This window comes from uncultured Dokdonia sp., from assembly GCF_947492535.1.
Classification (GTDB): domain Bacteria; phylum Bacteroidota; class Bacteroidia; order Flavobacteriales; family Flavobacteriaceae; genus Dokdonia.
This window is the reverse complement of the sequence record NZ_CANLNH010000008.1, coordinates 78,761-99,049: the sequence shown is the minus strand read 5'-3', so window position 1 is coordinate 99,049 and position 20,289 is coordinate 78,761. Positions and strand designations below refer to the sequence as shown.

Below are 20,289 nucleotides of genomic sequence, written 5' to 3'. Positions count from 1 at the left end.
GATGGATGAGATTATTTTAAAATTGCATATTTACTTAACATCATACACTAAGCTATGTCCATAAACTATTCATTTGGCCTTCCACTTAAACATAACTTTGCTGAATATATCTACTATCAAGGGCTATTTCTCCCTCATGAAATAGACAGAATTCTTAATTTCTGGGATGATAACAAAACGATAGAAGCTACGGTCTCTGGCAAAGGACAACCAGATGAAGAGCTTCGAAAAAGTTCGGTAATGTTTATAGATCATATCCCAGAAAACGAGTGGATCTATAAAAAACTAGCAGACCTAGCCATGCATTGTAACAATGAACGCTATTGGTTTGATTTATTAGGGTTCCATCAAGAATTACAACTCACCAGATATTCTGAAGGTGACTTTTTTGATTGGCATTTAGATTTTGGCGCAGGAGAAATTTCAGCTCGAAAATTAAGCATGACTATTCAATTGTCAGATCCAGATGAGTATGAAGGAGGTGATCTACAATTTATGATCAATCAAAAGATCGTAAATGCCCCACGAGAAAAAGGAACGATTATTATTTTCCCTTCCTTTATTATCCATCGCGTTACCCCTATCACCAAAGGTACACGCCAATCGATTGTAGGTTGGGTTTCTGGACCTCCGTTTAGGTAGCGTATAGAACTCCCTTCGTTATATCTCAACAAGGTTTTCTATAAAAGGAATCTAATTACGTCATTCTGAAATTACTTCAGTAATGAGAGGTTTCTACAACAAAAACCCTCACCTTAATCCTCTCCTAGAGGGAGAGGAGATTAAAAACGACATAACAAACTTTTACACTTTATTTGATGTGTTTTTCTAAATACGCTCCTGCTTGCCTGTAGGCAGGTTCATGACCAAAAGGAAAAGCGTAACGGTAAAACCTATACTGCCACGTTCCTATTTTAAGTTATATTTATAAAATAAAGTAGAAGACCTGTTATTTCAAATAGAAGTGATTTAAACTTCTTTGATTCAAGTGAAAAATAGGGATTTTTTGATCAATTGAAGCGTTTTTTGCATTTCATAGCAGCGCTACGAAATAATAAAAAGACGAAAATTGAATAAAAAAGAACATTTTTATAGCGAATAGGAAAAAGTCTAAATCACTTCATAGTAAAAAAATACCCTAAAGCTATACGTTGTATTTCCTAAGAACATATGAAAGAGAAAGAACACGAAAAAGGTAGCTGGACAATATGCCAAGAATGTAAAGGACATGGCAAAAAAAGACGACGTATACGCAAAAAAGTACGACTCCAGCATCAAAAGGCTTTAGAAGAATTTGAAAAAACAGATGGAAAAGGCATAGCACCCATTTCGCCGAAAGGCAAATTATATCCTTGCCCTCACTGTGCTGGATCTGGATTACTCCCATCAGACACCTATCCCATACCGGATATAGAAAATTACCCACACGTAGCTATCATTGGCGGAGGGATTGCTGGTGTAGCTTTAGCTGTTGCTTGCTTACATCGTAAGATTCCTTTTACGCTGTATGAAAGAGATAACAGTTTTGACCAACGATCGCAAGGCTATGGTCTTACCTTGCAGCAAGCCAGTAAAGCCATTCAAGGATTTGGAATTACTACCTTAAAAGAAGGTGTGGTCTCCACAAGACATGTGGTACATACCACCGAAGGAAAAATACTTGGCGAATGGGGTATGAGAAAATGGGTAGAATCTGATGTAAAAACGACTCCAAAACGTACCAATGTCCATATCGCACGACAATCCTTACGTCTAGCTTTATTAGAACAACTTAACGGACATGAAGCCGTACAATGGGGACACCAGCTTATAGGTTTTAAAGACAATGAAGATGAAAGTATACAATTAAGTTTTCAAGTAAATGGAGTGATAAAAAATACCAAAGCTGATCTTGTTGTGGGCGCAGATGGCATTCGTAGTACAATTAGAAAACTCCTCATTGGCGAAGACATAACTCCTTTACGCTACTTAGATTGTATTGTCATTTTGGGTATTTGTCCGCTAGAATCACTCAAAGATATGGAGAGTCCCCTACTCGACTCAGCCACTGTATTTCAAACAGCCAATGGTAACGAACGCATCTATATGATGCCATTTACTTCAGACGCTATTATGTGGCAATTGAGTTTTCCTATGTCTGAAAAAGAAGCACAAGTTTTGAGTGCAAAAGGAGCTGAAGCATTAAAAGAAGAAGCATGTCGCAGAACTCAATGGCATGACCCCATTCCTCAGATTATGGAAGCTACCTATCCAACACAAATTTCTGGATATCCAGTCTACGATCGAGAGCTTCTTACGCCAGAGTTATTACAAAAAGGAGAAAAAGTAACGCTGATAGGTGATGCCGCACATCCTATGAGCCCGTTTAAAGGGCAGGGAGCTAATCAAGCATTATTAGATGCCTTAGCAATCGCCAGAGGAATTTCAAGAGGCTGTAGACCTTTATCTGGTTGGAGAGATGTAGGTATACGAAAAAGTGTATTAACTGACTTTGAAGCAGAAATGTTAGCACGCAGTGCTTCCAAAGTAAAAGACTCGGCAGATGCTGCACAGTTTTTACACTCTGATATTGTACTCCATGAAGGGAATGAGCCTAGAGGGCGGGTTTTAAAAAGGAAAGACACTTAATTACAAGTCATCTTCTTTGTTGCTTTCCTAATTCCGCTTTCGCGAAAATTACCTACTCTTCTATACTCGCTTATACAACCAAGAAGCCATCCAAGCACCTACGAGCATTTCTAACAGGCTCAATGGCAATGTGATTAAAAGAATGCTCCATTCTGATAATCCCATATTTGCTGTAGCTACCCAAAAGATCACAAAAACAGCCATCCAAACAAAAGTCCCTGAGACCCATACAGATTTTGCTGTATTCCCAAAAGATCGAGCATATAACCAAAAGACAAACACAAGAATCGCTGTTAATAACGTATCCCACAATCCCCAAATAGAAAAAATCCCCATATTCATATCTGCAATACCTGATTGATATTGAAAAAAAGTTTTTATTCGAGGCATGACAAGTACAAAGTATCTAAACACTTCAGAAATATTGATCCAAATACTTACTAATAATGTGATGATAACAAACTGCTTGAGATTAAAAGGTGATTTCATAATGCATTTAAGTGATTAAAATGGTTTCTTTTATGGTTTTCATAATAGTTTCAGGAGCAGGAATATCTGGCGTAGCACGATAAATAGCAACTGTTTTTTCTAAATCCCCAATTTGATTCACTAAATCCATACTTCGTTTTGTAAACTGGGCAAACCGAAGATTGTCAGGATTGATAACTTTTTGATGGGTTAGAAAGTCTATTTTCTTACGACATCGACACGGATTTTCTGGACGTACCAATCCGCATTTGTTTGTTAAGAAATTTCGTATTTTTTCTCTTGATCTAGACAACTTCTTTCTAAAATTCTCTGGAGTTATCTGGAGTATTTCTGCACCTTCTTTTCCAGTAAATTCTAGAATTTCAGCAAGAATATATACCAAACGATCACTGGAGTTTAAACACAATAATAAGCCTTGCGTACAACTTACTTTTACCTCTTCTTCTAAAAGAGCAAGCTCTCCAGCATTCTTAGCATGCGTCACCGTATCAGATTGTCCTGAATCTATCAATGTTGCATACTCCTTAAAAGGCATCGCAAACTGCTTTGATTTCTTTCCTTTATACGTAATTAGATAGTTGGTTGCGATACGATATACCCAAGTCGTAAACTGACTCTGATATTGAAACGTACTTAAATGTGTAATCACCTTAATTAAGATCTCTTGTGTCGCATCCTCAGCATCTTCTGGGAAGAGTAACATCTTTAATGATAGATTATATACTAAATCGTTCATTTCTAAAATGACAAGCTCTAAAGATTTCTTATCACCTTCATTTGCTTTTTTAACGAGTAGATTTAGTTTGTTTTCCATATGCTATTAGATTAGACAATCAAAAGATACGGTTTGTGACAAAACTGGTGAATAATCTTCAGGGCAAGTCTCGGAATATTATATCCTTTGGCGGTACCAATAAAAAAGACATATCTTACAGTTGTCCTTGTAAACTCATACAGAATTAGTTAGGTTTGTATGAACTCCTACTATACCTAAAAATAAAAACCCTAGATACATGAAAATGATTTATTGGATATCAACCACATTAACATCTATTTTTCTTTTATGGAGCGCATATTCTTATTTATATAGCAAAGCAGCAATTGAAGGCGTTAGGGCATTAGGATTTCCTGATTTTTTTCGAAAGCAATTAGTTGTTTTAAAAATTTTAGCAGCAATACTCATTTTAGTTCCAATGGTTCCTTTATACATAAAAGAATGGGCATACGCTGGTATTGCGTTATTTTTTATAACTGCAATTGTAGCGCATACGGCTCATAAAGATCCCATCTCCATTACGCTAATAAATGTTGTATTGATCATTATTCTTATAATTTCGTATATATACCTACATAAGAACAACATAGGAGTATAAATGATATAAAAACAAACTCAATGAAAAGAAATATATTAATTACAGGAACATCATCAGGTGTGGGTTATGAAGCTTCACTTTTATTCTCTCGTAATGGTTTTAAAGTCTATGCGACAATGCGTAATCTAAAAAAGTCAGAAGAGCTAAAAAAGCATATCAAAGATGAAAACTTAGATATTGAAATACTACAGCTTGATGTAACTAGCCAATCTTCTATAAATTCAGCAATCAATATAGTAATAGAAAAAGAGGGTACTATAGATATCTTATTAAATAATGCTGGCGCTGGATTTGCTAAAACACTTGAAGAAACAAGTGAAGAAGAAATTAACTGGGTTACAGATGTAAATTATCTAGGAGTTGTGCGTACTACTAAAGCAGTCTTACCGCATATGAGAAAACAAAAAGCTGGACACATCATCAATATAACCTCAGTTGGAGGATTGGTAGGACAACCATTTAATGAAATCTATTGTGGAGCAAAATTTGCCGTTGAGGGATTTACAGAAAGTTTAGCAACCTATGTAGGAACTACATTTAACATCAAATTTACGTTAGTAGAACCTGGCGGTATAGCCACTGAGTTTATGAAATCTGCCATTGAAAAAACAACTGTAGATGGGCAGCTTGCTAGAGGAGAGTATCTTCCAATTTTTGAAAAATATCTTGCAGGTTCTCAAAAAAGAGCCACTGAAAGTAACCTAGCTGTATACCAAACGGGAAAAGAAGTTGCAGAAGTAATTTTACAAGTTGTCAATACCGAAACCCCACCTTTACGAATCAGAACCTCAGCATGGGCTAATGAATTTTGTGAATTAAAAACAAAAGCAGACCCAACAGGACTTATGTTAATTAATGAAGTAAAAAAGAATTTCTTATAATATATCATCTAAGTTTAGAACATACTGGAAAAAGCATCTAAAGAAACTTGTATCTTTAGGTTATTTTAGAATATAAATGAGCACTACAAAACACATAGCAAAACATCTAAGAGATGTCTATTTCTCAGGAAATTGGACCTCTTCCAATCTTAAAAATCAACTGGCTGATGTAACGTGGCAAGAAGCGACAACACAAGTATACAACTGTAATACGATTGCCACGCTAGCGTATCATATTCATTATTATGTGAATACGGTTACAAAAGTATTAGAAGGCGGACCTTTAGACGGAAAAGATACATTTAGCTTTGACCACCCTCCTATCCAATCAAAACAAGATTGGGATACCTTCTTAGAAAAAACCTATACCGCCGCCGATCATTTTGCTTCTCTTATAGAACAACTTCCTGAAGATAAGATATGGGAGAAATTTATTGATCCCAAGTATGGTAACTATTACAGAAATTTACAAGGTATTGTAGAGCATACGCACTATCATTTGGGTCAGATTGCCATTCTTAAAAAGATTGTGAGAGCACAGTAAAATGTGGTTATATACGCTCCTGCCTACCAGCAGGTAGGTTCACAACCAAGAAGGAGAGCGTAGCGTTAAAGCGTATTTAGCCTTCAAAAACAAACACGTATTCTTATGAAAAATATTAAAATCATACCACCTCCAAAAAATGATATTACGCCTATCCCATTAAAGGATGGTATGTACAAAAACGATCCTCAGGATTTTGAATGTAAAATAGCCTTCTCTCTTGAATTAGAAGAAGGAGAAAACACACAATATCCATTAGAAGATGTCCTAGACACCTACGGATTATATGTTTCTGATTTCTTACCAAGTGACACTCCTAACATCATGAATATCGTATTTGCCGGAGCACCTGAAGATATTCAAAAAGTAGCTGCTATTGCAGGAAAAAGAGTATATAATAGCAATTATGTTGACACAGACGGTAAGACGTATGCCAAGCTGGTAATAGCCTAATAATCGCTATAGTGATATTACCTATTAAAAACTCACTCCAAAGACAAAAGCACCATCATTTGCACCCAATCCTGAAGAGCGTACATAGTCTACACGTAAAAAACGAAATTTCCCCCATCCAAGATTATCAAGTCCAATAGACCATTCTGTGTACGGTCTATTGTCGGCGGTACTTAGCACATGAGCTCCAGCAACGAGATTAAAATTTAGTGTATTTAAACCTGGTATTTTTCCTAATACCCAACCTTTAAAATTATGCTCTACATGTCCTTCAAAATAGCCTTGATTGGTACTACGTTCATAATACGGTAATAGATTAAATCGATTTAGACTGCTTCCGTCTAAGTTAATTCTTGTTTGATTTCCATTAAAGTGTTGGAAATCTATAAAGCTGGCTCCATCTGCAGAGTTTAAAAAGGTTCCTCCGTTTAATGCATATCTAAAACGTCCTTTATTTCCAATATTAAAACCTTGACGTAGACTCGCTCTTAACTGTGTGTAATTAAATCGATCTTCGTCTGCTCCTAAACCACCTTCATAGGTTAAAAATAAGGTAGGAAAACGATCATTTGGGATATTAAACTTCCCTGTAGGGTAATTATAATACTTCTGACCAAAATTAATACGCGCACTCAATTGTGTTTTTACAATAGCATGATCTACAACACCTGTTGGGTCATCAGGAAAAAGGTTTTGTGGGTCTCTAGGATTGTTACTGGTAAAGACAATATCATCTTTTGGATAAAATGTCTGATCGGTTGTATTGGCAAGTCCTTTACGGTCTTCATAACTCACACTTCCCCATAATCGTAACCCATTAAAGATTTCTTGAGAGTAGGCTACATCTACAAAAGAACGTTCATAGATTTTTAAATAATTACGTTCAAAATATAGAGATGCAACCGTATTTACTGAATTGGTAATAGGATTGTTTGCATTAAATTGTTTGGTTTCTACACCTCCTATCACGCTTAAAACGGCTCGTTTCTTTTGATCAAATTGTCGTGTAAATCCAGCTCTATAACGTAATCGATCTTCTGAAAAACCATAGTTGACTTTCGCGAAAGCGTACAAGGTTTTAGAATAATCATCATCACTCCACGTAAAATAATTAAGTCCTGTCTCTCCATTCCAACCTTGTACGGTATTATATCCTACACTATTAAAAATGCCATCATATCCAACACGCCAGCGTTTATAGGTATTTGTGTATGAATATCCCGTGATTGGATCTAAAATTCGAAACTTATTACTACGGCCATCTATAGAGTCTAAATATTTTTTAGACTTTCGAATAACTTGGATGCTGTCTTTTTTTAGATAATCATCTGTCTCTTCTAAGGTTAAAGGCACAGGGCGTTTTTCTTCCCAATAGAGACTATCTTTCTTATTAGCTTCATCTGCAAATGAGAGTACTTCATTTGTAAACGATTTTTTTGTAAAATTAGGTTCAAAGTTATAATCGCTATAGCCTGCTGTAAAGCGACCGTCTCCTTTTAATCCCAAAATACCAAAGCTAAAATCAATGACTTGAGAGATTTTCACCCATTGTTTGTATTGCGCATCATATTTATAATTCTGTTTGAAATTGAGATTTTCTATAATAGGTACTTGTATGGCATCGCCATTGGTAGCAAGGTCTACACCATATAATTGCCATTCATCTTCTACAATATAGATTAAGCCGCTAAAGACACGATCTTTAGGTCTACGTGGTGTTACTTCTATCTTATTGATAATTTTTCCTTCTTCATAAAAGGTTCCTATAAGTTTGTATTTATAATACGAGAAGGCATTTATACCTATAGGAGATATGAGTTGTGTATTGATTTCTAACGTATTTTCATAGAAAGAAAAATTAGCATCTATGGCTGTATTAAAGCTAAATCCATTATCATCACCACTTACTTTACTAGCGATAATCTTTTCTGAAAAGTTATTAGGACGTTGATAGGCTATTTCTGAAATGGTCTCACTTAAATAAATAATCCCAGTACGCGTAGAATCTAGACCTCCTCCTAAATCTCCAACTTCTTGGCCTAAGAATTTCTCTGGTGCATTTTTTACTTGCCATAATCCTCTGGAATAAAAATTGGCTGTATACTCACTGAGTCTTTCTAAATTGGCTTTTCTATTTTCGATGGCTGCACGTACTACTCTATCGGCTGGGTTCACGCCCGCTTCTACAACCACCTCATCTAGCGATGTTGTTTCTGGTACTAAAACCACATCTAAGGTGTATTGTGAGTTTTTTGTGGTAATATCTTTTCGTACGGTTGTATATCCTAAAAATTGAAAAACAACGGTGTACGTTTGTTCAGTAGCATTTCTGCCAGCTCCAGAGCCTAAGACATCTAGTACGTATTCGCCGTCGCCATTGGTTGTAGTTCCTTCTTGCGAACCTTCCAAATAAATGTTGACAAAGGGTAATGATTCGCCTTTATCATCACGTACAGTCCCCACAATTTGAGCAGAGAGTATAGAAACAAAAAAAGAGAAAAGGATGGTAAGTGTAGTTTTAGTCATGATTGTTTTTTAGTTAGCGCATCAAAGAAACTATACTTAGTAACGCTAACTTCTTAAAAAAATGTTAGTTGTGATTCTTTTAGGAAGGCTAATAACACACAATAGATTCACTTACAACTATTTAAAGATGTTAATTTATAATTATTTTAGATAAATTAAGAAGCTACGTTATGTACTTTTAGTTATTAAACGCCTTTTTAATACGGCTTAAGTCTCGTTTATTATCACGATCCTTAATTACCTCACGTTTATCATAATTTTTCTTACCTCTCGCGAGTGCGATTTCTAATTTTGCAAATCCTTTTTCATTGGTAAACAAACGAAGGGGTACAATGGTCAATCCAGACTTTTTAATCTCACGTTCCCATTTTTTGAGTTCGCGTTTATTCAATAATAATTTACGCTCACTCTTAGGTTTGTGGTTAAAATAGGTTGCATGCGAATATTCTTGTATGGTCATATTGATCACAAAAAGCTCTTGATGATCATTAAACTCACAAAAGCTCTCAGCAATTGATGCTTTTCCTTCTCGTATAGATTTAATCTCGGTACCAGCAAGTACAATACCTGCCGTGAGTCTATCTAAAATCTCATACTCAAAGCGTGCACGCTTATTTAATATATTTACGGTATTTGGTTTTGACATCAGGACAAATGTAATGAAAATGCTACTTTTGAGACTGAATACTATTTCCAAAATTAACTCGATATACATACGACCACATTTTATCACATTATGATCTCAAAAAATAGCGCTCAAAAATTCTTTACAACACATAATTTAGTTAGCCTTATTGCATTTATAGGTATCCTAATACTCGCCTCTTGTACTCCAAAAACACCTAGTGTACAAGAAATTGTAGACAATGCTATTGTACAAAGTGGTGGGACGACAATTGCTAATGCAAGTATTCAATTTAAATTCAGAGATCAGTATTATAAAGCAAAACGTGAGAATGGTACACGTACTTTTGAACGTTGTATGGATAAAGAATGTATCCTACAGCGTGATGTATTAGATAGTAAAGGTGATTTTACACGCTTTCGCGAAAGCGCACGTATACACGTACCCGATAGTATGAAACAGAAGTATGCCAACAGTGTAAACTCTGTACATTACTTTTCAGTATTACCGTATGGCCTGAACGATCCAGCAGTAACGAAAGAACTTATTGACATACATGACGTAAAAGGGCAATCATATTACCGTATCAAAGTCACCTTTGCACAAGAAGGTGGCGGCGAAGACTTCCAAGATCAATATATGTATTGGATTGCAACCGAAGATTATACAGTAGATTATATTGCTTATAATTATCAGGTAGATGAAGGTGGTACTCGCTTTAGAGAAGCGTATAACGAACGCATCGTAAATGGAGTACGCTTTGTAGATTATCGTAATTACAAACCAGAAACACAGTTCCCACCGCTTACAGATCTAGATAGACAGTTTGAGAATAATGAACTCAAATTATTATCTACCATAGAAACTGAAAACCCTGAAGTAACTCCTTTAGCTAACAATTAGGTAATTTCGATACAATTTGTTTCACAAATCACTCAATTACCTAACGATTAATTAATATGCAATAATTGTGCTGATTTTTCTTTACCCGTAATTGTTACGATATAGAGATTTCCGTTGTTGGAATCGTCTATTTGTTCGAATTTTTGTTCTCCTAAAATAGCATTTGTAAATGAAGGTGTTGTGTTACTATGTCCAACCACTAATACCGTTTTTCCTTCTGTTGTTTTTTGGAAATTTTCATCAAATAAGGTTCTTGGATTATACGATTGTATTTCAAGTCCTTTTTGAGTAGCGGTAGGAGTAGCCGTTTCTTGAGTACGCGCATAGTCTGTACTATAAATCATATCAAAAGAAACATCTTTAAAAACCGTTGCCCAGTTATTAGCTCTTGTTTGTCCAGCTTCTATAAGTGATGGGTTTCTATTTTCTGGATCACTACGATCTTTTTCAGCATGTCTTATTAAATAATATGTAGTCGTGGTTACTTCAGTATGTGTAATTTCTTCAACTACAGGAGTAGTAACTTCTTCTTTACAACTTGTAAAAGAAATAACAAAAAGGAAAATAGGTAGATATAGATAGCGCATAGTGATAAGTATTTAAGATATACACTAAAATACAGTATTCTATTAAACCCGGAACAGTAAGCAGTACATCTTCAGTGATTACGTGAAGATATAAACCATTTTAATATGTGTTTAAAATGATATGATACTATACATAGTTGGGATGTAGTGGTGCTACGCTAACATCAAAGTATCATTGACATTAGTATACAAACGTTTAGTTATATAGCATTACACTAGCTGTTCCGAGGAATAAAAAAATATTTTTTATTTTTTTGTAAGGACACAATATACTAGCCGACAGATAGAGGAAAGAAAAATTAATTCATCATTTTTGATGTCTACATACATTAAAAATCTGCTATGATGAAGAACGAAATCTGCGTACTTGTACGCAGATTTTGTCTTTTATACCACTGTCATAAGTTGAATCAGTGTGTATGCACTCGCAAATGTAGTAGTTAGAATTACGTATACGCCTAGTAATGTATTACGCCTATAATTTTTCGGAACGTTTGTTTCTGTTGTTACTTCAGTTTTCATAATTATTTTGATTTATTGATTGATACTTAAAAGACGTTTAAAAAAAATATTTGTTACAACATTTTATAAAATGCCTCCTGAAGTGTTGATTTTGTTGACTGAAGTGTCGTTAATACATTCTGAATGACAGCTCTAAAAAAAGCTAATATTTACAATGTAGATCTATATTTTCTTGAAAGTATAATTTTTGATGTGTGATATCAAATGCACATAAATGACCTAAACCTGCTTCTTTTTGTCGTGACATAAAAGCGCCACAATCTATATTTAAAACTCTTTTGTGTCCTAATTCTTTAAATTGTGCTTCTATTTCATATTTGGTTAAAGGAGTATGTCCATGAATGATAATTCTATCTCCTAACCAATCATAATTTATGGTTTCATACCAATTACGAATCCATAGTAATTCTTCTGAATGATCTAAAGGATGCTCATGTGTACAATTAATGCCAGCATGCACGGCTATAAAATCATCATCTATATGATAATAAGGCAATGTATTACAAAAATCAATATATGATTGTGGTAGTAATTTTAGATTCTTTAAACCGAAACTCTTTAAAAGTGCTTCATCGCCCATATCATGCCATCTCCATTTTGTTTCGGCAGTATGATCGTTTATAAGCATTTGTTCATGATTTCCTCGCAATGCTACTACTTGATACTGTTGTTCTTGTAATTCTTTGATATAATCAATTACACCTTTAGAATCTGGACCTCTATCTATATAGTCCCCTAATAGATATAATGTATCTTCTTTTACAAACTGTATCTGTTCTAGTAATGCTTTACATGTTGCTACACAACCGTGAATATCGCTGATACATATTTTTCGATTCATAGCGTAAATATAGAAGGTATTTTTATTTTCTTTTTTATCAATAAAAAAAGAAAGAGATTCCCTCCTTCGAGGAAATATAAATGATGTTATCTCTTAACAGCTCGTATACACATAAAGGCAGGGAATTCATTGAGTTCTTTAAAATGTTTGGGATCTAACTTCTCAAACTCAGGAACAGGTTTTGGTTCTAGAATTTTATCAATCATAAAACCATTGGTTAGTAACGGGTTGATACATTCCTGAAGGGATCTTCTAAAACTATGTACCTCAACAGGTACTCCAAAGCCATTCCAAGTACAAGAAACTGGCTCTACTTCAAAATAACGTTGAGACTTGAAATACGTATATTCAAAAAACGGATGCTCTATAGAAATTACTAGCTTTCCATTTGGTTTTAAAACCCTATAAAATTCTTGAAGGGTGTGATCCCAATTTTCTATATAATGCATGGCAAGTGCACATACAACGACATCAAACGTATCATTTTCAAGTTGATGAAAAGGGTGTTCTAAATCGTGTACAAAAAAAGTTCCTGCACCTTTATTACGTTCTTTTGCATGTTTGATCATTTCTGGGCTAATATCAAGCCCTACCACATTTGCACCTTCTAAAAGTAAGATTTCAGCATATTTTCCGGGGCCACAAGCAGCATCTAAAACTTGTTTCCCTTTAGGGTTTTCTATCAACCCTAGCGTATTGGGACGATCATAATAGGCATTATGCGGTTTATGATCTATCAATGCATTATAACGTTCGGCTAAGACATCGTATGTCTGTTTAATTTTTTCTTTGCTCATGTCTTATTTTATTGCTCTCATTGTAAAAAACCCAGCACTTAAAATCCATGTTGCTAAACTAAATACAATGATTCTAAATCCTGTTAAACTTGTAAACACAAAACCTGTTACTACTCCTATGCTTACAAAGATGATAAATAACAATCCAAAATACCCCATCCATTTTGGGAATCTGTTAGTTCGTAATATTACTATAGAATATAACGCAATGGCTAGACAGAAAGAAACGATAAAGATATAATCCAAAGGTGTGTTGAGTGCAAAACTATAGGTAAGTATCGGATGTAGTACTTCCCTATTCGCTTCTAGTCGATCAGCATAACTACCTAAGAAATACGGGACGGTTAATCCATTAACTAAAGCTGCAAACATAGCCGCTATGCATCCAAAAAGAATCATAATGAAAGCGAGTACAGATAGTTTTAAAGTGTACATCAGCCTCATCGTTAGCCCATAAAATCCGAATAAGATAATGGGTAAACAAAAAATAGCCAACGCATGTGTTATAGTAATGGTTTTTGAAATACTCAGAATGTGTTCCATACTTCCTCCAGCTGGATGTAACACCATTGTTAGGATGACTAATATTGATCCTGTGATTAGAGACACTCCAGTACTTTTATAAGCTTGATGCTTCATGATATGTATGTTGTTTAATTGACAACAAATATCATATAGCATCCAGAGTCTTACACTTGATTTGAATCAAGAAATCCGTTTACGAACACGACTTAAGGTTTCGGGACTCATTTTAAGATAAGAAGCCAACATCTTCTGAGGGAATGTTTGAATCAATGATGGTTGATGTTTTACTACATGTTGGTATTTCTCATCAGGAGTATATTGCTGATCAAAAAAGTAAACACGTGACACTGCTTTTTCCAGTAAAGATCCCATTTGTAAAAAAGCTTGGGATTGTGCAATCAATGCATGGATCGCATCTATAGATAGTACTTGTATCTTACTGTCTTCATATGCTTGTATATAATAACTAGAAGGTTTTCTACCTGTAAAACTTTGATGATTGACAATCCAATCCTCAGGTACATTTAAATCAATAATTTGTTCTTCATTCTCAGTATCTATCCGATATTGATAAATCGCACCTTTTTCTAAAAAACAAATCTCTGAACACACAACTCCAGCTTCTAATAATAACGCTCCCTTTTTTAAATCACGAACTTCAATAGCGGCTTTCAAAAGTTGTAACTCTTCTTCTGAATATCTTTCTGTTTTTCGTAAAAAATTAACCATCGGTAAAATTATTCAAAATGTATAAAAGGTTTTTTATTTAATTTTTACAGGCTGTTTATTTTCATCGATCGCCACAAAGGTAAACTCTCCAGACACTGCTTTCTCTCTAGACTCAGTATACATTTCTTCCACAAAAATATCTACACGTATCTTTAAACTTGTATTCCCTAAATACGATACTTTTCCTACCAATTCTACAATGGTTCCTGCTGGAATTGGTTTTTTAAAATCAATACGATCACTACTCACCGTCACCATTTGTTGTCTGCTAAAACGTGTCGCAGTAATAAACGCCGTTTCATCCATAAGTTGCATAGCGGTTCCTCCAAAAAGTGTGTGATAATGATTGGTAGTATTGGGAAATACAGCTTTAAAAATGGTTGTTTTAGAGGTTTCGATACGTTCTTCTTTCGTCATAGGATTGGGTTTCTGATTTTTATGCAAAGATCGTTCAAAAAAGTGAGCATTGATAACATCCTTTATACGCTTTCCTGCCTACCGGCAGGCAGGCGCGAAAGCGTATACAACATCTAAAAACACTACAAACTCGACAACACTTTATTCATCATCGTAAGACTATAGCGATTCACTTTTTGATGAGATGGCATCCAGCCGAGTAAGAAACGGGTAAAATCAGTACAGGCAACAGGATATAGCTTTCGCCATTCATGCGCTAATGTTGTAAAATCAATATTAAGATTTTTAGCATCAACGGATGTCTTCATCTCTGAAAAGTAAAAGTCCAATAATTCCTTTTCATACAATTCACATTCTTCGCTAGAAAGGCAACTGCCCAGGAAATACGCAACATCTTTTATGCCGCAGCCTCCGCCAACATATTGAAAATCTACAGCGGCCACTTGTTTACCATCTTCAGAAAAACAAAAATTAGCAAGCTTCGCATCCCCGTGAACAATGGTTTGATAGGTACATTCATTTAATAATGCATCGATTAAGTATGCCTTTGATTTTAGTTCTTGATGCTCCATAGCCTTCAACTCATCAGGTCGGGTAGCTAAATGCCAATAGGTACCTACTTCCCATAAACCAATAGGCTTCTGATGTAAGAACGTACTATGAAAATGTGCCAACCATGTCAAGCATGCTTTTACCTCATCAAGATGAAGATGTTGTTTTCGCAACGGAAACTGTAGATTTAAATTTTCCATAACAATCCATTGATCATCCCCTTCTGAAAAAGAACCAAGTAAGGTCGGCACTTTACAATCACTCGTACAGCGTTGGCTCCACTCTCTATACCAATGGGTTTCCACCTCATAAGACTTCACTTTTCTATCATGAGAATACGAAGTATTCCATCCTCTTGGATGTGTCTTAGAACGAGCTAATGAGATATGCTTTACCACGATGGTAGGAAGTGATGTAGTATTCAATTCATACCGAGAGATGTTACCATATCCACTCCATAACGATTGAATAACTTCAATCTCTTTACACACAGTCGATTTAGTGATTTTTAAAAGGTAATCTCTAAAATTTGGGTTCATAAGGGAATTCATCTGATGCAAAAATACTACTAATTAAGATTCGATATTTTAAATAGCGTTTTACTATTTAGTAGATACTTACAGTTTCAGTACGACTGCTTCATGATACGCTTTCAAAGAACGAAGTGATATAGAAGTTTATACTGAGTACAGTCGAAGTGTTTTCCGCTTTCGCGAAAAGTACCTCAACATGTTTTTAAGCTCGATTGTGGGAAACCGTAATGGGATGTGGTTTGGATAGGATAGGGTATGTTTAGCTAAAATTATAAATGACTAGAGTCAGATGGACCAGATTGACTTTAAATATATTCAACCCAAATAGACCAACACAAAATGCTTTCATTGAGCGATTCAATGGGTATGATTACAATCATAAAAGACCACACGATAATCTAGGGAAAATCTCCGCAGTGAAATACGCAAAACTTAATTCTTCTGGGGCTAGCTCTGGAAGAATTAAAAATAATAACTTTACAGAAATTTTAGAAAATTAAGTAGTTCTAATTAGGGGAAGCTTACAAGCTCCATAAAAGAAAATGAGTTCTTATAATCTTTATCCAAAATTAAAAATCACACAACAAGACTATCTTGAATACAATACTTATTTTGTGTCAAATGTTTATGATAAGGTTCCTGAAAAAGACATTAAAGACAGACTACAATTTATAAATCAAATGTATCAAGAGAGACACACTATACTAAATGATGCATCTATTTTAGAAATTAATAAAAAAGTAAAAAAAGGATTGAGGTTTGATAAACGCTTTTTTTTATCTGCTGCTTTTTTTGCAACGATTCTATTGTACTTTGGTATAAAATATATGAAACCAATTATAGGTATTAGTGCTTACTATAATGTTCCTAAAGTTTATAATAATCCTTGGGAAATTATCCTTGTAGTGCTTATTTTTTTATGGGCTTGGTGGTATGAGAAAAAAAGTTACAAAAGAAAACTTATTACAGGAGTTAAACATAGGATGATTGCCAGTATTGAAGAATACTATGCCTCTCCAAAGTTCCAAAAAAGAAAATGAACCAATATCCATTAAAATATAGCCCCTCGTCTCTACAGTTCACAACTAATCATATAAAACAGTTGCAATTTTTGTCGATAAACCATAAACCTCATCTCCTGCACAAGAAGTTAATATCACATGACCCCTTTGCAATTTTGGGTTAATCGAATAATCCCCTGCATAGCCGTCCATCTCTCCGCCATGACCATAAGAACCCGTGTTTCCATAAACATAAAATCCATAACCGTAAGTCATATTTGTACGTTCGCTTATGGATCTTGTATCTTTTGTTAATCGTAGTGAATTGTTCTCATTCATCGCATAAGCTTTAAGCTGTTGCAATATCATATTTGATAAGTCTGAAGTAGTACTATAAATTCCTGAAGGTGCCGTAAGTTTACCCATTACCCAAGGTTCCATAACAATTTGTCTTTTATCTTTTCTATATGCTGTTACTAAATTTTGAGGGTTTTTAACATGTGTAGAAGTACTTGACAAATGAAATTTAGAGCCTACAAACTCTTGTAGTAAATTCTCAAATGATTCGTTTGTTACCCTCTCTGCTAAAAAACCTAACAAAGCATAACCGAAATTAGAATAATAGAATTTTTCTCCAGGCTTTGATTTTAATTTAATCTTGTTTAAATCCCTTTTAAAATCTTCACTAGTATAATTATAAATGAAAGCACCATTTCCTTTTCGATACTTTTTATAAATTTTACTCTCACTAGGAAGCCCAGAACGATGGTGCAATAAATCTCGCACAGTAATCGCTTTTAACTTTTCAATAGTTTTTGCAGGATAATTCTGCGGTAAATATGTAACAATAGATTCGTTTAAATTTAATTTACCCTTAATCACCAATGTATTTACTATAATCGCCGTAAAAATTTTTGAAATAGAAGCGGTTTGAAAAATGGAGTGTTCATCAATACGTCTCTTTACATTTCTCTTAAAAGTCCCTTTATTAATAAATATGATTTTTCCATCAGATATAAGCCCTACACTGATTGCTGGCACATCACCATTACTCATAAATTCATTCAATAAAACTTCAATTTTCTGAAGCTTGTCAGAGTGAATAGCTGAATTATCTTGAGCATTACAATTCATTGAAAATTGAGCAATAACTACACATAAAATGAAAAACAAAATTCTTGCCATGATTATATTTTATTGCAAACCTAAAAGAAACATAATCATCTTTTTAAGTAAAACGACGTACTGCATTTAGCTACACAAGTAAATGTATTATCTACCTATAAAAAGTGTTTAGTATCTTTTCTACTGTAACCAGTATACTATCATTAGTGATAGTATAAATAACTTAAAGAAACAACAAAAGCTAGCATCTTCGATGCTAGCTTTTGTTGTTTTGTGCTTCGCAAGAAGCCTCTATATCAAATCAAGGCTTATGACAACCCAGAAATATAACTCCCATATAGATCATTAAATCGCATTCCATTTGATAATGGATACTTACTTAGTTTCTTATATTTAGGAAGACGAGACGGAAAATTTTCTGTTTTTTGTCCTAAAATCTACAAAAAACAGAAAACAACCACCCATTTTACTTCTTACGACAACCCAGAAATATAACTCCCATATAGATCATTAAATCGCATTCCATTTGATAATGGGTACTTACTTAGTTTCTTATATTCTACAAGCGCCCAAAGGACGAACTCTTTTACAAAATAAGAATCTGCGGTTTCTATAGTAGGTTGGTGTTTTTTCAATAAAGCTGTAAGTGGTGTAATACTATCCAGTTTCTCTTTATACTCAGCATCAGAAAGATCATCCTCTAAAACAAACCCACTCTGCTCAAAAAACCATGATAATACTTCATCATACGGATCTTCATCCGTTTCTTTCGTTAGTTTTTCAATCTTTGGGAAGTAATCATCAAAAAGAGATTTTGTCGCTTCTCCAATTAAAGTTTTCGCAACAAAAGCCGCTCCCTCCTGCTCTCCTTCATAGACGAGCTCTACCTTTCCAGTAATCGCAGGTACAATCCCCATCAAATCACCAAAACGAATCGACGTTTGTGTCTCTCCGCTTATTAACATACGACGCTCTGCCGTACTCATTAAGTTCTCAAAAGCGGTGATACTCATACGCGCACTAATCCCACTCTTCTCATCAATAAACTCACTCTCACGTGCAACGAAACTAATTTCTTCCAATAAATCACGTACCAAATCTGGCACATGTACCTTATCCTTTTGGCGCTCATCTAGGCGCGCTTCCTGTTCGGTGATAGCTCTAGCTGTCGCCACATCTTCTGGATAATGTGTCAAGATCTGCGAACCAATACGATCTTTCAATGGTGTTACGATACTTCCACGATTCGTATAATCTTCAGGATTGGCTGTAAAAACAAATTGCATATCCAATGGAAGACGTAGTTTAAATCCACGAATCTGAATATCTCCTTCCTGTAAAATATTAAATAAGGCAACTTGAATACGCGCTTGCAAATCAGGTAACTCATTGATCACAAAAATACTTCTGTTGGCACGAGGAATCATCCCGTAATGAATCACACGATCATCCGCATAGCTTAATTTTAAGTTCGCAGCCTTAATCGGATCTACATCGCCTACAATATCCGCTACCGTTACATCAGGAGTTGCTAGTTTCTCAGCAAATCGCTCCGAACGATGTACCCACTCAATAGGCGTTTCATCTCCTTTTTCGGCAATGAGTTCTGTTGCATATCTCGAAATCGGTTGCAACGGATCATCATTAATCTCTGATCCCGCTACAATCGGCATCCATTCATCTAGCAAATTGACCATCTGTCTTGCCAGACGTGTTTTTGCCTGTCCACGAAGTCCAAGCAAGTTGATATTGTGTCTTGATAAAATCGCACGCTCCAATTCTGGAATCACTGTATTCTCATATCCATGAATCCCTGTAAACGTAGGTTCTTTCTTTTGTAATTTTTCGATTAAATGTTCGCGAAGCTCTTCCTTAATACTTCGTGATTCCCAGTTGGATGCCTTTAATGCTCCTAATGTTGTTATGTCTTTCATACTTTCTTTTCATTCCCACGAAGGTGGGAATCTCATTCTTATTATCTTAGATAGGGACTTCAATATATTTTTCGCTTTCGCGAAAAACACTCAGCCACCTGCTTTATTCTTTTCATTTCATTCCCGTGACGACGGGAATCTCATTGTTCTATATCTAATCATCCTACAATAGGATACTACTTTATTTCTATTTTAAAAGAAGCATTTTCACACCTCCCTCAATCCCTCCTTCCTAGGAGGGAAGTTTCATTTTATTCTCATTTAGTTCCCGTATTTATTGGAAACATCATCATCACTTACCTCT

22 protein-coding genes and 1 pseudogene are annotated in these 20,289 nt (G+C 34.9%); 9 read left to right on the top strand and 14 right to left on the bottom strand.

Annotated features, from left to right (window positions below; genetic code table 11):
• Positions 1–54: 54 nt before the first annotated feature.
• Both Q1A60_RS12350 and Q1A60_RS12345 read left to right on the top strand, forming a co-directional pair.
• Positions 55–642 carry a 2OG-Fe(II) oxygenase gene (locus tag Q1A60_RS12350; RefSeq protein WP_299766498.1) on the top strand — a complete coding sequence of 196 codons (588 nt, stop codon included), beginning with the start codon at positions 55–57 and terminating at the stop codon, positions 640–642.
• A 528-nt stretch (positions 643–1,170) separates the two neighbouring features.
• Entirely contained in the window at positions 1,171–2,628 is a 1,458-nt protein-coding gene (locus Q1A60_RS12345; RefSeq protein ID WP_299766500.1) for an NAD(P)/FAD-dependent oxidoreductase, read from the top strand.
• Between the two features lie 60 nt (positions 2,629–2,688).
• Here Q1A60_RS12345 and Q1A60_RS12340 read toward each other — a convergent pair whose 3' ends face one another.
• Together Q1A60_RS12340 and Q1A60_RS12335 are read right to left on the bottom strand one after the other, a co-directional pair.
• Positions 2,689–3,117 carry a hypothetical protein gene (locus Q1A60_RS12340; RefSeq protein WP_299766502.1) on the bottom strand — a complete coding sequence of 143 codons (429 nt, stop codon included), beginning with the start codon at positions 3,115–3,117 and terminating at the stop codon, positions 2,689–2,691.
• A gap of 7 nt (positions 3,118–3,124) precedes the next feature.
• Entirely contained in the window at positions 3,125–3,931 is an 807-nt protein-coding gene (locus Q1A60_RS12335) for a sigma-70 family RNA polymerase sigma factor (protein ID WP_299766504.1), read from the bottom strand.
• A 199-nt stretch (positions 3,932–4,130) separates the two neighbouring features.
• Between Q1A60_RS12335 and Q1A60_RS12330 the strand changes: the two genes are divergently transcribed.
• The 4 genes from Q1A60_RS12330 to Q1A60_RS12315 all read left to right on the top strand — a co-directional run bounded on the left by Q1A60_RS12330 (position 4,131) and on the right by Q1A60_RS12315 (position 6,368).
• Positions 4,131–4,490, top strand: coding sequence for a DoxX family protein (locus Q1A60_RS12330; protein WP_299766506.1), 360 nt, complete (start codon positions 4,131–4,133; stop codon positions 4,488–4,490).
• A 20-nt stretch (positions 4,491–4,510) separates the two neighbouring features.
• Positions 4,511–5,371: an SDR family oxidoreductase gene (locus tag Q1A60_RS12325; protein ID WP_299766508.1), complete on the top strand. Its 861-nt coding sequence runs from the start codon at positions 4,511–4,513 to the stop codon at positions 5,369–5,371.
• Positions 5,372–5,447: 76 nt separating this feature from the next.
• A complete protein-coding gene (locus Q1A60_RS12320; RefSeq protein ID WP_299766510.1) occupies positions 5,448–5,915 on the top strand; it encodes a DinB family protein in 468 nt (155 codons plus the stop codon).
• A 105-nt stretch (positions 5,916–6,020) separates the two neighbouring features.
• On the top strand, positions 6,021–6,368 hold the full coding sequence (locus Q1A60_RS12315) for a hypothetical protein (RefSeq protein ID WP_299766512.1): 348 nt from the start codon (positions 6,021–6,023) through the stop codon (positions 6,366–6,368).
• A gap of 24 nt (positions 6,369–6,392) precedes the next feature.
• Here Q1A60_RS12315 and Q1A60_RS12310 read toward each other — a convergent pair whose 3' ends face one another.
• Together Q1A60_RS12310 and smpB are read right to left on the bottom strand one after the other, a co-directional pair.
• Entirely contained in the window at positions 6,393–8,894 is a 2,502-nt protein-coding gene (locus Q1A60_RS12310) for a DUF5686 and carboxypeptidase regulatory-like domain-containing protein (RefSeq protein ID WP_299766514.1), read from the bottom strand.
• 178 nt (positions 8,895–9,072) lie between these two features.
• The gene (gene smpB, locus Q1A60_RS12305) at positions 9,073–9,540 is read right to left on the bottom strand and encodes an SsrA-binding protein SmpB (protein ID WP_089371699.1); all 468 of its coding nucleotides are present in this window, start codon (positions 9,538–9,540) and stop codon (positions 9,073–9,075) included.
• Positions 9,541–9,630: 90 nt separating this feature from the next.
• On the opposite strand from smpB, the gene Q1A60_RS12300 reads away from it, so the two are divergent.
• Complete coding sequence (locus Q1A60_RS12300; protein ID WP_299766517.1) at positions 9,631–10,422, top strand: DUF6503 family protein; 792 nt, start codon at positions 9,631–9,633, stop codon at positions 10,420–10,422.
• 47 nt (positions 10,423–10,469) lie between these two features.
• Here Q1A60_RS12300 and Q1A60_RS12295 read toward each other — a convergent pair whose 3' ends face one another.
• The 8 genes from Q1A60_RS12295 to Q1A60_RS12260 form a co-directional block, all read right to left on the bottom strand.
• A complete protein-coding gene (locus tag Q1A60_RS12295) occupies positions 10,470–11,009 on the bottom strand; it encodes a phosphoglycerate mutase family protein (protein WP_299766519.1) in 540 nt (179 codons plus the stop codon).
• Between the two features lie 387 nt (positions 11,010–11,396).
• Entirely contained in the window at positions 11,397–11,531 is a 135-nt protein-coding gene (locus Q1A60_RS12290; protein WP_299766521.1) for a hypothetical protein, read from the bottom strand.
• A gap of 142 nt (positions 11,532–11,673) precedes the next feature.
• Positions 11,674–12,372 (bottom strand): metallophosphoesterase family protein, encoded by a 699-nt coding sequence (locus tag Q1A60_RS12285; protein ID WP_299766523.1) that lies wholly within the window; start codon positions 12,370–12,372, stop codon positions 11,674–11,676.
• A gap of 86 nt (positions 12,373–12,458) precedes the next feature.
• Positions 12,459–13,169, bottom strand: coding sequence for a class I SAM-dependent methyltransferase (locus Q1A60_RS12280; RefSeq protein ID WP_299766525.1), 711 nt, complete (start codon positions 13,167–13,169; stop codon positions 12,459–12,461).
• A 3-nt stretch (positions 13,170–13,172) separates the two neighbouring features.
• On the bottom strand, positions 13,173–13,808 hold the full coding sequence (locus Q1A60_RS12275) for a hypothetical protein (protein ID WP_299766527.1): 636 nt from the start codon (positions 13,806–13,808) through the stop codon (positions 13,173–13,175).
• A gap of 66 nt (positions 13,809–13,874) precedes the next feature.
• Entirely contained in the window at positions 13,875–14,423 is a 549-nt protein-coding gene (locus Q1A60_RS12270; protein ID WP_299766529.1) for a Crp/Fnr family transcriptional regulator, read from the bottom strand.
• Between the two features lie 33 nt (positions 14,424–14,456).
• A complete protein-coding gene (locus Q1A60_RS12265) occupies positions 14,457–14,840 on the bottom strand; it encodes an acyl-CoA thioesterase (protein WP_299766531.1) in 384 nt (127 codons plus the stop codon).
• Positions 14,841–14,962: 122 nt separating this feature from the next.
• On the bottom strand, positions 14,963–15,883 hold the full coding sequence (locus Q1A60_RS12260) for a phosphotransferase (protein ID WP_299766533.1): 921 nt from the start codon (positions 15,881–15,883) through the stop codon (positions 14,963–14,965).
• A gap of 301 nt (positions 15,884–16,184) precedes the next feature.
• Here Q1A60_RS12260 and Q1A60_RS12255 point away from each other — a divergent pair.
• Positions 16,185–16,425, top strand: a pseudogene (locus Q1A60_RS12255) (integrase core domain-containing protein); the annotation flags it as partial.
• Positions 16,426–16,467: 42 nt separating this feature from the next.
• Positions 16,468–16,965 carry a hypothetical protein gene (locus tag Q1A60_RS12250; protein ID WP_299766535.1) on the top strand — a complete coding sequence of 166 codons (498 nt, stop codon included), beginning with the start codon at positions 16,468–16,470 and terminating at the stop codon, positions 16,963–16,965.
• Positions 16,966–17,010: 45 nt separating this feature from the next.
• Here the strand turns inward: Q1A60_RS12250 and Q1A60_RS12245 are convergent, their stop codons facing one another.
• Positions 17,011–18,111: a serine hydrolase domain-containing protein gene (locus Q1A60_RS12245; protein ID WP_299766537.1), complete on the bottom strand. Its 1,101-nt coding sequence runs from the start codon at positions 18,109–18,111 to the stop codon at positions 17,011–17,013.
• 413 nt (positions 18,112–18,524) lie between these two features.
• On the bottom strand, positions 18,525–19,985 hold the full coding sequence (locus Q1A60_RS12240) for a magnesium chelatase (protein ID WP_299766539.1): 1,461 nt from the start codon (positions 19,983–19,985) through the stop codon (positions 18,525–18,527).
• Positions 19,986–20,289 lie beyond the last annotated feature (304 nt).

Bases quoted from the DNA above. Each gene is read 5' to 3' on its own strand.
- Q1A60_RS12300 (WP_299766517.1), top strand. From the start codon at position 9,631: ATGATCTCAAAAAATAGCGCTCAAAAATTCTTTACAACACATAATTTA.
- Q1A60_RS12350 (WP_299766498.1), top strand. From the start codon at position 55: ATGTCCATAAACTATTCATTTGGCCTTCCACTTAAACATAACTTTGCT.
- Q1A60_RS12245 (WP_299766537.1), bottom strand. From the start codon at position 18,111: ATGGCAAGAATTTTGTTTTTCATTTTATGTGTAGTTATTGCTCAATTT.
- Q1A60_RS12295 (WP_299766519.1), bottom strand. From the start codon at position 11,009: ATGCGCTATCTATATCTACCTATTTTCCTTTTTGTTATTTCTTTTACA.
- Q1A60_RS12315 (WP_299766512.1), top strand. From the start codon at position 6,021: ATGAAAAATATTAAAATCATACCACCTCCAAAAAATGATATTACGCCT.
- Q1A60_RS12275 (WP_299766527.1), bottom strand. From the start codon at position 13,808: ATGAAGCATCAAGCTTATAAAAGTACTGGAGTGTCTCTAATCACAGGA.
- Q1A60_RS12335 (WP_299766504.1), bottom strand. From the start codon at position 3,931: ATGGAAAACAAACTAAATCTACTCGTTAAAAAAGCAAATGAAGGTGAT.
- Q1A60_RS12285 (WP_299766523.1), bottom strand. From the start codon at position 12,372: ATGAATCGAAAAATATGTATCAGCGATATTCACGGTTGTGTAGCAACA.
- Q1A60_RS12310 (WP_299766514.1), bottom strand. From the start codon at position 8,894: ATGACTAAAACTACACTTACCATCCTTTTCTCTTTTTTTGTTTCTATA.
- Q1A60_RS12250 (WP_299766535.1), top strand. From the start codon at position 16,468: ATGAGTTCTTATAATCTTTATCCAAAATTAAAAATCACACAACAAGAC.
- Q1A60_RS12270 (WP_299766529.1), bottom strand. From the start codon at position 14,423: ATGGTTAATTTTTTACGAAAAACAGAAAGATATTCAGAAGAAGAGTTA.
- Q1A60_RS12330 (WP_299766506.1), top strand. From the start codon at position 4,131: ATGAAAATGATTTATTGGATATCAACCACATTAACATCTATTTTTCTT.
- Q1A60_RS12240 (WP_299766539.1), bottom strand. From the start codon at position 19,985: ATGAAAGACATAACAACATTAGGAGCATTAAAGGCATCCAACTGGGAA.
- Q1A60_RS12280 (WP_299766525.1), bottom strand. From the start codon at position 13,169: ATGAGCAAAGAAAAAATTAAACAGACATACGATGTCTTAGCCGAACGT.
- Q1A60_RS12325 (WP_299766508.1), top strand. From the start codon at position 4,511: ATGAAAAGAAATATATTAATTACAGGAACATCATCAGGTGTGGGTTAT.
- Q1A60_RS12340 (WP_299766502.1), bottom strand. From the start codon at position 3,117: ATGAAATCACCTTTTAATCTCAAGCAGTTTGTTATCATCACATTATTA.
- Q1A60_RS12290 (WP_299766521.1), bottom strand. From the start codon at position 11,531: ATGAAAACTGAAGTAACAACAGAAACAAACGTTCCGAAAAATTATAGG.
- Q1A60_RS12265 (WP_299766531.1), bottom strand. From the start codon at position 14,840: ATGACGAAAGAAGAACGTATCGAAACCTCTAAAACAACCATTTTTAAA.
- Q1A60_RS12320 (WP_299766510.1), top strand. From the start codon at position 5,448: ATGAGCACTACAAAACACATAGCAAAACATCTAAGAGATGTCTATTTC.
- Q1A60_RS12345 (WP_299766500.1), top strand. From the start codon at position 1,171: ATGAAAGAGAAAGAACACGAAAAAGGTAGCTGGACAATATGCCAAGAA.
- smpB (WP_089371699.1), bottom strand. From the start codon at position 9,540: ATGTCAAAACCAAATACCGTAAATATATTAAATAAGCGTGCACGCTTT.